The sequence below is a fragment of the Nocardioides jensenii JCM 1364 = NBRC 14755 genome (assembly GCF_001552535.1).
Taxonomy (GTDB): Bacteria; Actinomycetota; Actinomycetes; order Propionibacteriales; family Nocardioidaceae; genus Nocardioides; species Nocardioides jensenii.
In genome coordinates this window covers 123,439-135,663 of the sequence record NZ_BCRJ01000003.1, presented here as the reverse complement: position 1 = coordinate 135,663, position 12,225 = coordinate 123,439, and the positions used below count along the sequence as shown (strand labels likewise).

Below are 12,225 nucleotides of genomic sequence, written 5' to 3'. Positions count from 1 at the left end.
CACGCGCACGGCGACTTGTCCGAAGCGCCTGCGAGAATATTGAAGAGGGCGGAAGAACCGAAGCAGGAAGGAGGAGCAGTGAGCGCCACCGATGACGACACCCACGGCGGACCGGCCCGCCCGGGGCCGCCGAGCGAATCTGCTCCTTTACTCGATCTCGACGCACTGGAGGAGCCAACAGTCGAACAGAGGGCAGCCCTCGAGCGCACGGCTCAGCGCGCCGCGGACGCCGCCGCTCACACCGTCATGCCCCAGGCCCTCGAGTCGGTCAACGCTGTTCGCGCACTGGCCGCAGGTGCCATGACGCCGGACCTGCTGGCTACGACGAAACGAATGACCGAGATGCTCGCCCGCACCGCACTGCCGAGCGCTTTTGGCATGAAGCGCTCGGCGCACGTCCTGGCGGGGCTTCAGGCCTCGTCAACCATCAAGGCCATTCTCGACGACGCGGCCTTCGGTCAGACAAACGCTCTGCTGAAGTCGCGACTTGCCCAGACGATCGGCAAGTCGGCATCCGAACGTGCAGCCTTCTCTGTCACCTCCGGACTGAACATCACGGACTCGATGTCGTCCGTGCTCAAGAACCTCATGACCGAGACGTCGGGCAGCGGCTTGATCGGCCGAGTAGATCTGGTCGCGTCGCTCGGCCAGACGACCAAGGCACTGGCGGCCACGAACATCGACATGGCGCCGTACAAGAACATCGCTGAAGGTTTCAACAAGGCCATGGCCAGTCAGATCTACATCTCTGGAATCCGCGCCTCCATCGGTCAGACTGAGACCGTTCGTCGCATAGCCGACGGGATTCTGGCCAGCGACATCGGCCGCGCACGGTCGCTTGCGATGCAGCAGCTGGTCGCCACCAGCGGCATCGCTGACCTCATCGGCAGTGACAAGATGATGGCTTCCTGGCGGCAGTCTCTCCTCTCCGAAGCCACAGCCCGTTCGCTGATTGGCACGATCGCCCTCCCCAACGCCAACCCTGATCTCCTTCGGGACATCGTCGGCATCAATGCAGCGACCGCCCGAGTGGTCGGCCGGTACGCCGAACAGAACAAAGCCCTGATGCTCGCGCCAGCACACAGCGCGCGCCCGACGCGCGAGCTGCGAGCGCTCTTGGCAGGTTTACCGGCCGCGCCAGACGTCGAGGAGTTGACCTTCGCCTCACGTGCGAGCCGGGGAGTCGCCGGAATCGCCGCGGCCGACCTGATGATCTCCGACGGTGTGGTCGACGGCGACGCAGCCGAGCTCCTCGAGGCTGAGATTGTCGAGCCGTGGCTCACTGGTCCGGAGGCCGCCAGGGACATCTTGTTCAGCCGCCTCGGAGTTCTCGATCCGCACGTCCCGGACTTGTTGCGTGGCGCCTGGGGGCAGATCGAGGAGGGCGGCCCGGCAGCGACGTCCATGGCATCTCACGCAGTCCAAGAAGCGATTGACCGAACTCTGCGCGCGGTCGCGCCCAATGAGCTTGTGCTCAAGCTTTTCGTTGCCGGACACCTACCGAAGAATGCCGTCTACGAGAAGGACGGCCAACGTCTGCCGACACGTTCCGGACGGATCGCTGCTGCATTGTACGAACGAAACCCGACCCAGGCGAAGGTCGTTGCGGCGCAAGTAAAGGCACTCACAGCCTCGGTCTCTTATCTCAGCGAGAACCTTCAAAGCGGCAAGCACGCGTCGACTGGCACGGTCGGCCTCGTGCGCACATGGCTGGTTTCTGTCGAGGCGACTTTCACCCAACTGCTGTACGAGCCTGGCGACGGCTGACCGCCAGAGCACTGCGGGTTGAGGCCGACCAGGCGTTCACACGCGCCACTCACGGCGAGACGTGGCTGGCCAAGCTCATCGTCTCAGCAGAGTTTTGGCACCTGCGTGTCGCTGGCCGGCTGTTCAGTGCAATGGCGGCGAATGGGGCTAAGGCGACGGTCGGATCAATTGTCCTCTGGTGTCATCCTCGGTTCGGTTATGCGAATGCGTCATTCCGCCATTGACGCGGTTGCCCGGGTCGTCCCACACGGGGATCCTGATCCGGCGCCCGGTACCCCCTCGGTCGCGAGGAACTGCCCAACCTGGGCGCGAGAAGCGCGCGGTGGTCCTCTCAGCGCCGCGGCGTGCCGCGGCGCGAATGTCGTACGTCGCCCGGCTGCTTCCGATCCTGTGCAGCGCCGCTCGACTGAGTCGGGGTGGGTCCGCCCTCGCCGGTGTCGAACGGGATGTCGAGACGGGACACAATGCGGTAGCGCAGGTCGCGGGCCGGGCTGTCGCCCAACGGGGCCTCGGCAACCAGTGCCCTGGTCGCGGCGCTGACGTCGTGTCCCTGCTCATGTGCCTGCTGCAGCATTGCTGCTGTCGCGGCCCAGTCGCCCTGCTCCACCAGGCGCGGGTCCAGCTCACGCGCCAGCGGTGCCCAGCGCTCGGCCGGCGACTTGGCGGCCGCAGCCTCGAGGCGGCCGCGGACCTCAGTGGTCGTGGCCAGCTGACCTTGAGCGACCTTGCGCGGGTCCGCATCCCACGCCACCACGGCGTCACGCAGTGCGCGGCGCGACTGCAACTGGGAGAGTTGCAGGCGGGCACTGATCTGGATGGTTCCCGGCGCCCACGCACGACTCGGCCGAGCCGCAACGACCCGCATCGCGGTCACCCGGGCCTGCTCGGGGGCGAGATTGTCGAGCCGCTCGCAGAGCAGCTGGTCGCCCAGCGTCTGGCCGCTGGCCAGCATCCCCGTCAATGCTGCGGGACCGTGCTGAGCGAGAACATCGGCCGGGTCCAGGCCCTCGGGGAAGCGGGCGTATCCGGGGTCCATGCCGTGCGGGGTGAGCATCCAGAAGTCGCGCTCAGCGGCGACCTGCCCGGCGAGGTCGGCGTCGGTGGCCACCATTGGGTCGCGGCCGACCCCGTCGAGCTGGGTGGCCTGCTCGTCGGTCAGAGAGGTGCCCAGCGATGCCACCCCGACGTAGCGTCCGCCGCTTGCCAGGGTGACCGCGATGGCGTCCATGGGGCCTTCGACGATCACCGGGACACCGCCTTCGGCGATCAGCTCGTCAACGAGCCCGTACAGCTGTGCGCCCTTGTGGAACAACGCGGTGTCGGAGGTGTTGAGGTACTTCGGCCCTCCCTTGTCGGCGTCGGTGAGGTAGTGACGCCGGCGACCGACGAACCCAAGGACCTCTCCCTTGTGAAGCACCGGGAAGGTGACCCGGTCGCGGAACCGGTCGATCAGGCGGCCCGTGCTGGCCGTGGTGGCGACCCCGGTGGCCACCATTTCGGTGTCGCTGACACCACGCTGGCGCAGGTGATCGACCAGGTTGGTCCACCCAGCGGGGGCTTGCCCGGGGCGGAAGTGTTCGTTTCCGGCGAGGTCGAGGCCGAACCGGCCGGTGAGATAGTCGCGCCCCCACGAGTCGGTGAACCGCTCCTCGAAGAAGCTCTGGGTGATCTCGTTGATCTCAAGCATCCGTGCCCGGGTGACCGGGCTGGCTAGTGCTTGCTGCTCCCACTCGTAGACCCGGCGCAGGTAGGCATCACTCGGTTCGAGCGGGGTATTCGTGTCGCGGTCAAGCTCCGCGAGCAGCAGTTGGCGGTCGAGGTCCTCCTCCTCGTCGACATCGCCCGGGGTCAGGTGCTCAGAGGAGTCCGGGCCGGGACTTTGGCTGTCCTCCGGGTCAATTAGGTCGTCGGTGGGCCAGATGGTGTCGGCGGGGTGCTCGACCCACATGTCCGGGTCGGGCTCGACGCCTTCCCACAAGTCCGCGGGCGGTTCGTCGAGGGAGTAGGTGGGCTCGTGCTCGTCGGGGATCGGGTCGAGCGCGATCGAGGTCCGCCAGACCAACGCCTGGCAATCATCGACCCCGCTGTCTCCACCATCGGTGGGCAATGCCGTCACCGCCGAAAGCAGGTCCTCAAGCTGCCATCCGCGCTGCAGTCCGTGGTCGACGTTGGAGACCAACGCTGGCCACCAACTGCTGGCCTGAACCCGTCCTGCCCGGTCGGCGCCGACCAGGTCGGGCAACCAGTGGGCCCACTCGGTGGTGACCCCCTCGCCGTGGGACCCGTCACCGATCTGCTCGGCTACCGCCGGGGTGAGGTGGCGTGCCATGCGCCACCACAGCGCCGCCGCGGCGTGCTCGTCGGGCAGCGGGGCTGCGTTGGCGCCGGAGCGGAGTACCTGGTGGACGCTGATTCCGGAACGTGACATGGCGGCCAGGCGCTCGGCTAGGAGGGGAGTGAACTCGTCGCGGCGGACCTGCGGGGCCACCGTGTGGAGCAGGTGGCTCCACTCTTTGAGTGCGGGGGTGTGGTCGCCGGTGATGCGCCGGGCCAGGCGCCGCTGGTACGTGGCGGAGGCCTTCTGCAGTTGTGGTGCCCCGGTGGGCCGATGGTCGTCAGCGGGCACCTGCATGGCCGCACGCCACACCTCGACGTCGGCGATCGTGACGTCGTCGGGCTTGAGCCCGTGCCGTGCCCAGGCGGGGAGCGAGGTCTGTGACTCGGCCCGGTCGCGGATCTGGCCGGCGAGGGCCTCGACCAGATGGGCACGCTGGGCGAGGTAGGCACCCCAGCGGGGGTCGTCGGCTAGCCGCTCCGGGATGCCGGGCATCCAAGGCAGCGGTCCCGCGCCGGCGTTGCGCAGGCCGGAGGCATCCAGTCGCCAGTCGAGCACCGCTGCCCGGTCCTCGGCCGAGACCAGTTCGCGGTCGCTCGCGACTGCCCGCAGGGCCTCGGTGGGGCTCTCCCCGACGGCGCCGAGCAGCAACAGGTGGGCGCGCAGCGTGGGCCAGGCGGCCTCGTCGGCAAGCCCGGGGAGCAGGCGATCGGCAGTGGTGTCCAAGGACGCCACCACCTCGGCCCCCATGACGTGTTCGGCGGTGACGTAGAGGCTGTCGAGGTACCGCTGGGCGGCCTCGCCGAGTCGGATGGCGGGGTCGGCCTGTTCACGGATCAGGCTGGTAGCCGACCGCTGGGAGGCATCGCGGGCCAGCACCTGTTCGAGGATGTCGGTCGAAGTGAGCGGGCGGACCAGGGTCGGGTGGATGACCGAGTGTGGGTCGCCGTCGCCGACGACCTCGAGGTAGACGTGGTTGCCATTCTTGCCGCGGGTCATCATCGTGTAGAGCTGCTGGCGTGACTCGGTGCCGGTGGCCAGACTGTGCATGGTGTCGGCGGTGACGCCCTGGGCGGTGTGCACGGTGCAGGCGTAGCCGAGTTCCGTGGAGGCCTCCACGTACTCGCGCGGCAGGCGCACGGTGCGGCCGTGCTGGGTGTGCTGGACGGTCAGGTCCCCTGCGTCGTGCAGTTCCAACACGGTCCACCGGTCACCGTTCTTGACCCAGTCGGTGGCCGAGGTGCGCAGCTTGCGGTCATTGCTACGGGTGATGATCAGCTCTCCGACGCCGGCCTCGTTGCCGTCCGCCAGCCGCCGAGACGGGCCCACGTTCGCAGCGTCGGCCCCCTCGAGCCGGTGGGCGCGGGCCTGCTGGTTGAGTTCACTGACCAACTCCCGGGTGGGGGCGAGCATGATCGCGTCCAGCCCGGCGGCACGGTCGGCCTGCCATGAGGTGAAGACGTCCTTGGTCATGGTGGCCATGTCGCCGACGTGTACCCGGTCGCGGTCCAGGTAGAAGCCGAGTGCCTCGGTTTTGCCCTCGCGCAGCGCCAGCGACGCGGCACCTTCGGCTGGGTCGGTGAACCGAACCAGCTCGGACAGTTGCAGGGCACCGTGGGTCGCTTGGATGTCACGCAGCGCACCGCCGGCGCCGATCGAGGCGAGCTGTTGGTCGTCGCCGACGAGTCGGACGCTGCCCCCACGTTCCACGATGTGCTGGACCGCGACGTCGAGGGAGAGGGTGTCGGCCATGCCGGCCTCGTCGATCACCACGAGCGTCCCGGGGCCGATGCCGGCGACCCATCCGGGCAGCTCAGCGCCGCCACTGTGCGCCTGTGCGAGGGAGTGGGTGAGCTTGGCGAGGGTGTCGGTCTGGGTATCGATCTGGGATCGCAGTGCGTCCGCAGCCGCAGCAGAGGGAGCCAGCCCGATCACGTCGCCGCCGCCCTCGGTCCAGGCTTGGGCCAGTGCCCGCATCGCAGTGGTCTTACCCGATCCAGCGGGCGCGATCGCCAACTGAAGCCGAGCCCCCGAGGTGGCCATCTCCTTGACGAGAGTGGCTTGACCGGCGTTGAGAGTGACCCCGTTGGCCTCCGATTCCAGCAGCGCTAGGGCGACGTTCTGCTCGTCCACCGCGAAGCCATCGAGGCGGCCGGCCGCAGCCACCAGGCGTTCCTCGGCCGCGAGGACCTTGCTGGAGGTGAACAGGGTGGCCTTCGCTTGGGTGTAGACCGGGGCACCGTCTGTGCGACGGAGCGCGCCGGGTTCGGTGATGGTGTCTGCGGGACGGGCCATGCTCACAGAGCGGTCGAGGGCCTCGCTGACCAGTAGTTCGACGACGGTGCTGACCTGATCGGTGGGGGCGTCGGCGGTGCGCACCTGCCGCTGGGCCTCGGCGTAGACGTGCCAGTACTGCCAGGTGGCGCGGCCACCTTCCATCGTCGCAACGATTCGGTCGGTGGTCGCGGCGAACCATGCCGCGTCGGCGGTAACCGAGGTTCGGGGAGTCGGTGCGAGCGCGCCCCGGAGCATCTGCTGGATGCGGGCGGGGGAGCCGAGGACTTCGACCGCCTCCCGGGTCCACACCTCGCGCTGCTGAGCCAGGGAGCGAGGTTCATGCTTGGCCTCTCGGGTCTCCAGGGTGGCTTGCTGGGCCAGTTGCAGCGTCTCGATCGGGGTTGGCGGCCGTCCGTGGGCAGCCTGGAACACCGTGGCCAACTCCTTGCGGCGGCCCTCGACGCTGATTCGCCGCTTGGAGAATCGCTGATTCAGGGTGGGGTCGACGCCGACGATCTCGCGCACAGGACGTTTGCGGGCGTCGGGATTCGGGCGCTCCGTGAACCGCACTCCCAGGGCGTCTCCCAGGTGCCGTTCGAGGGCGGTGTTGTAGGTCTCCGACGCCGACACGATGGCCTTGTGCAGGGGGCGCCCGTCGATTGCCAGCCACTTGCCGTCGAGGGTCTGGACCTTGTTCGCGACCGCGACGTGTGTGTGCAGATCGGGGTCGCCTGCCCGGGAGTCGCGGTGGGTGAACGCCGTGGCGACCAGACCGCGGACGTTGACCTGGCGGATGCCGTTGGTGCCCTGACGGGTGAATAGTGCCTTGGTCTCAATGAAGTCGATCGCGTCCTTGATGGCAGCCTGGTGCGCCCGCTCGATGACCGCGGCGGTCGTCGGATCGGCCAGTGCCCACAGGGTTGAGACGCTCTTGACCGGGGAGAACGTCAGGTCGTAACCCGCGACTGCCGTCGTCTTAGGCCGCGAGTGCTTGGCGATGGCGGCCGCGAGCTCGCGGGCGTCCGCAGGCTCGCGGCCGTGCTCGGCTTGGAAGAGCTCGCGCCCGACCTGGGTGCGGACCCGCGCACGTGCTTCGGCCGGAACCGGCCAGTCGCCCGGCAGCCCAGCCGCCTCGTTGATCGCCGAGAGTCGTTTGGCGACCTCTACCCGGAAGGCGCTGATGTCGTTGTCGTAGACCTTGTAGGGGACGCCCAGACGGGCCGCTGCCTTGTAGTCGGCCTCAGTGGGGGAGGTCTGGTCTGGTCGGCCGATGCGCAGGTCCAGCTCCTTGGTGCGCTCGGTGGCCAGCGGGTGGTGGCCGGCCCCGAACAGGTTCTGCATGTGGTCGGCGGTGACGATGTCGCCGGCGTCCAGGCCGTCGATTCCGTCCATGCCGGACCCAATCCACTCGCCGGGGGTCTCGCCCTTTTCGGTGTAGTAGCTCGCGAGCCCGGTGTGGCCTTTGTCGGTGGCGTCCAGGGCTGCGACCTGGCGGGTCAGGTAGTCGTACCCGGACCCGGCCGTCAGTTTGTGGAGGCTCATCGTCACGGGCACCTAGGTGCGACGGGGGAGCGGGGACGATCAGTTTCTCGGAGAAACTCTGGCTGCTCTCTCTGCTCGACCCACCGGGAATGCAAGAGGTGTGTGGAAGTCGGGTCCGTGATCTTGGGATGGGGGGGACGCTGACGCGGCTGGGGACTGGGCAGGCGTCGGTCACTGGGCGAGCGGGGATGGCAGCAATTGAGAAGGCGGTTTGCAAGATTCTTCGGTCGTGGTGATCGCTCACGGGGTCGGATCCGACGTAGGTGACTACCGGAGTCCAATCCACACGAGTGAGGGATCAGCAGATGAGCCAGCAGACGATGCGCCAGAAGGCCCGACGTGACGCACGAACCGTTACGTCGAAGCGCCGCGCTGTGCTTTTGGAACGCGCCAAGCGGCTGGAAGATCTGGCGCTGCAGGTGATGCTTGCCATCGGCGAACGCGACGCCGCGGTGACTGCTGCCGAGCAGCGAGCCGGGAACGCATTACGCGAAATGACGGCGATCGAAGGGGTGACTCTGCGCGAAGCCGCCGAATGGTGCGGCGACCAGATCGGCCTACGGGAGGCGACGCGGCTGCGTCGCCTCGCGGATCAAGCACAGAGCGATGAGTGCGCCGCGGCGCGGGTCAGCTGAGACGGGAGGCCATTGCCATGAACCTTGTCGTCAAGTCGCAGGACGAGCTGCTCGCTGCGCTGCCCCATGTGCTCGGGTTCAAGCCCGAAGAGTCGATCGTCGTGGTCCCGTTCGGGCCCGGCGGCGGCCTGCCGGTCGTCCGCGCTGACCTGCCCACCTCGGCAACCGAGCGCGACGCGCTCTGGGCAGAACTGCGCGGCCCGTTCAGCCGGCACGCGCATCCCGATGCCCGCATCGGCATCGTCTGCATCACCGCAGACCGGCACAACACAGAGCTGGCCAGCCAACACATGTCGGATCATTTGGAGACCGTCGAGGTCACCACTGACCTGCGGCTGTGGTCCGACGGGGAGCACTGGCGCGACCTCAACACGGGTGCCACCGGCCGCCAGACTCAGGAAACAGTCGACAAGCTCGCCGTCAAGACCGTGCTGACCGGCGTCGCCCAGCCGGCCGCCAGTCGCGCCTCCCTCGCAGAATCGCTCGTCGGAGACCGCCAGCCGATCGCCGACGTCCTCGACACTGCCCGGGCCGCGTCCATGACCAGCACCCCGAGCGCCGAACGCGACTGGGCACTGGGCCGCCTCGAGCAGTTCCACACCGACGGGGTCCGGCTCTGCGACCTCGACGGCGCCCGGATGCTCGTCGCTTTGGAGACGATCAGCACCCGCGACGCACTGTGGCAGGACATGAGCACCCAGAACCTCGCCGCGCACGCCGCGCTGTGGACCGACCTGACCCGACGCGCCCCGGACGAGGTTCGCGCGGCACCGGCGTCGATGCTCGGGTTCGCCAGCTGGTTAGGCGGGAATGGCGCCAAAGCGTGGTGTGCCCTCGACCAGGTGCCCACAGACCAGCCCTACACGATGGCCGATCTTGTCGCCTCGGCCCTGCAGAACGCCTTGCACCCCAGGGAGTGGGAGCCGAACCAGACTCGACTACGCGAGGTCGCCAACGAACTCGACGAGTCGTTCGTACCCAAGCCGCCCAGCCACCACGACCAGCGCGACGTCCCGGCCAGCCAGCCCACTGACCGGCCGCCCCCCGGCCTTTGAGGAGGACATCGATGAGCGAGTACGACGGCACCACGGGACCGAGGCAACTGAGCGTCACCGAGCGACAACTACGACGGCTGGTTGTGGCGGCAGCATGTGCGTTCCACCCACGCAAGCGCATCGACGTCATTCACGAACCCGACGTCGTGCTCCTGCGGGGAGTCTCCGAGTGAGCGCCGCGGGCACAAAGGTCGACGAGGCAGAGCGGCTCGCCCGCATCAGTCTCAGCTGCGTCACCGAGTCCGGCGACTTCCGCGTAACCGGTCTGGTCAGCGAGCTCGGAGCCAGCAGGGTTCTGGACTCCTCGCAGCGGCGAGATCGGAGCAGCGGATTCTCGTCCAAACCCGGGACCTGGTCGGAACGTGCCAGTCTCGGAGACGGGTCTGCACGGGACAAGAGGCTGAGGTACTGCGACTACAGAGTCTGCGCTCCGACGACGAGCACCACGACCAGGAGAATGCCCACCACGAAAACTAGCCAGGAGAGGGCGAGGATACGGCCGAGTCGGTGGCCTTGGCTCCGCTGAATGACTAGATGTTCGAGTAGGGAACGGTTCACGCGTAGCTCGACGTCCACGTCTGGTCTATGCCGATCTCCTGTCGCATGAAGCGTCAGATGAATCTCCCCCCGACTGCAGGTGAGCGTGTGTGAGTTCGCATGCCGGAAGGGAATCGTCTCAGGCAAGTCGACGGTGGTCGTCGGGTCGGCATCCGGCGCTTCCACAAGATGCGGGAGGGTCGTCTGCGCTTGCCACAAGTCTCGGAGAAGGGCACGAGTGACGACGAGACCGAGATGGGCATTCCCGGTGTGCGCGACAAGCATGGGTCCTTGCGACAGTGATGTCGCCACGGTTGCGCTTTCAGCGGGCACAACCACGACGGTCTGCCAAGAATTCCGTTTTCTGTCCGCGTGCTCACGCATGGGTATCGGGGGTTGAGCCGGGATCAGTGCTTTCGGCGCTGTCGATTGGGCGATCGCGGCTTTGGTATTGAGGACCCGTTTCGTCGGGCGACGTCAGATCCGGAACGTTGTCGGCGTACAGCGCTTGTGAGAGCCGATACCGGAGCCGCCGCCAACGCCGGGCATTCGGGGGGACGCCGTCGAGGTCGGGAGCATCGATCGGCTTCTCTCGCGTGGCCGCGGCGAGGGTGTATGCCCTGCCCGCACTGAGCGGTACGTGCTTCTCGCTGTATCCGCCGTCATGAGAGCGCCGGACAGTACCAGTCTCCCGGCCGTGCAGCAGCGTCTGCCGGTCGTGCCGCTGTAGGGAGATGCACCATCGCTTGGTTACTAGGAATGCGATGACGGGGCCTGCGAAGATCAGCACGCGGAGCGCGTAGGTGATCTGATTGAGGGACAGATGAAACTGGGTCGCGAGGATGTCGTTTCCACCGGCTGCCCATGCCAGTCCGTAGAAGGTCACCAGCGCGGCCATGAATGCCGTTCGTCCCGGCGCGTCGCGTGGGCGCTGGAGCAGATGGTGCTCACGTTTGTCCCCGGTGATCCACGCTTCAAGGAAGGGCAGCAGCATCACGATCAGCAGTAGGGCCAGGGGGGCGACCAGGATGGGGATGATGATGCTCCACGAGATCGTCACGCCCCAGGCATGGGTTTCCAACGGGGGCATGATCCGGAGCAAGCCGTCGGGCCAGCCCATGTACCAGTCCGGCTGGGAACCGGCGGTCACCTTGGAGGGGTCGTAGGGGCCGTACTTCCATACGCTGTTGATGGAGAGCAGGCTGCCCATCAGCGCGATGACCCCGAAGACGATGAAGAAGAAGCCCGTGGCCTTCGCGGTGTAGACCGGCCACAGCGGGAAGCCGACCACATTCTGCTCGGTCCGGCCTGGACCGGGCCATTGCGTGTGCTTGTGGTAGACGATCAGAACCAGGTGAAGCGCAACCAGCGCCAAAAGCACACCCGGGATCAGCAGGATGTGAAGAACGTAGAAGCGTGAGATGACCTGGTCGCCCGGAAACTCGCCGCCAAAGACGAAGAACGACAGGTAGGTGCCGACTATCGGGGTCGCCTTCAGGAACCCGTCGAATACCCGGAGGCCGGTACCGGAGAGCAGATCATCGGGTAGCGAGTAGCCGAAGAACCCGTTGACGGTGCCGAACAACAGCAACATCGTTCCGATGAGCCAGTTGACCTCGCGAGGCTTGCGGAAGCTGCCAGTCAGAGCGTGCCGCAGCAGGTGGATCATCATCGCGGCGATGAAGATGTGCGCTGCCCAGTGGTGCATCTGCCGTACCAACAGTCCGCCGCGGACGTCGAAGGAGATGTCCAGGACTGACGCGTAGGCGGCGGACATGTGCTGCCCGCGCAGAGGGTCGTAAGACCCCTGATACTGCACCTCCGCCATGCTCGGGTCGAACCAGAAGGTCAGGAAGACCCCGGTGACCAGAAGGACCACGAAGCTCCACAGCGCGATTTCGCCCAGCATGAACGACCAGTGGTCAGGAAACACCTTTCGCAACGACATGAGCTTCGGCAATTTGGCCAGGCCCAGGCGATCGTCAGCCCAACTCGCCGCGCGTCCGGCTCGACTCGGCTTGCGCGCCACCGCTGCCTCGGCGTTGCGCCGAGCCACCTTCGAGATGTCGATATCCAT

General features: G+C 67.2%; 6 protein-coding genes. 4 read left to right on the top strand and 2 right to left on the bottom strand.

All coding sequences use genetic code 11. From position 1 onward, the window contains the following. Window positions 1–78 precede the first annotated feature (78 nt). Window positions 79–1,767, top strand: coding sequence for a pPIWI-associating nuclease domain-containing protein (locus tag NJ4_RS01345; protein WP_157550555.1), 1,689 nt, complete (start codon window positions 79–81; stop codon window positions 1,765–1,767). A 331-nt stretch (window positions 1,768–2,098) separates the two neighbouring features. Here NJ4_RS01345 and mobF read toward each other — a convergent pair whose 3' ends face one another. Then, entirely contained in the window at window positions 2,099–7,921 is a 5,823-nt protein-coding gene (mobF, locus tag NJ4_RS01340; RefSeq protein WP_067429384.1) for a MobF family relaxase, read from the bottom strand. A 305-nt stretch (window positions 7,922–8,226) separates the two neighbouring features. Between mobF and NJ4_RS01335 the strand changes: the two genes are divergently transcribed. From NJ4_RS01335 to NJ4_RS25875, 3 genes are read left to right on the top strand one after another with little or no spacing between them, the layout of a single operon-like run. Then, window positions 8,227–8,556 carry a hypothetical protein gene (locus NJ4_RS01335; protein WP_082748090.1) on the top strand — a complete coding sequence of 110 codons (330 nt, stop codon included), beginning with the start codon at window positions 8,227–8,229 and terminating at the stop codon, window positions 8,554–8,556. A gap of 17 nt (window positions 8,557–8,573) precedes the next feature. Further along, complete coding sequence (locus NJ4_RS01330) at window positions 8,574–9,611, top strand: DUF4192 domain-containing protein (protein ID WP_082748089.1); 1,038 nt, start codon at window positions 8,574–8,576, stop codon at window positions 9,609–9,611. Window positions 9,612–9,622: 11 nt separating this feature from the next. Next, the gene (locus NJ4_RS25875) at window positions 9,623–9,784 is read left to right on the top strand and encodes a hypothetical protein (RefSeq protein ID WP_169799195.1); all 162 of its coding nucleotides are present in this window, start codon (window positions 9,623–9,625) and stop codon (window positions 9,782–9,784) included. Between the two features lie 740 nt (window positions 9,785–10,524). On the opposite strand, the gene qcrB is transcribed toward NJ4_RS25875, so the two are convergent. Beyond that, the gene (gene qcrB / locus NJ4_RS01320; protein WP_082748065.1) at window positions 10,525–12,225 is read right to left on the bottom strand and encodes a cytochrome bc1 complex cytochrome b subunit; all 1,701 of its coding nucleotides are present in this window, start codon (window positions 12,223–12,225) and stop codon (window positions 10,525–10,527) included.

Bases quoted from the DNA above. Each gene is read 5' to 3' on its own strand.
- qcrB (WP_082748065.1), bottom strand. From the start codon at position 12,225: ATGGATATCGACATCTCGAAGGTGGCTCGGCGCAACGCCGAGGCAGCG.
- NJ4_RS25875 (WP_169799195.1), top strand. From the start codon at position 9,623: ATGAGCGAGTACGACGGCACCACGGGACCGAGGCAACTGAGCGTCACC.
- NJ4_RS01330 (WP_082748089.1), top strand. From the start codon at position 8,574: ATGAACCTTGTCGTCAAGTCGCAGGACGAGCTGCTCGCTGCGCTGCCC.
- mobF (WP_067429384.1), bottom strand. From the start codon at position 7,921: ATGAGCCTCCACAAACTGACGGCCGGGTCCGGGTACGACTACCTGACC.
- NJ4_RS01335 (WP_082748090.1), top strand. From the start codon at position 8,227: ATGAGCCAGCAGACGATGCGCCAGAAGGCCCGACGTGACGCACGAACC.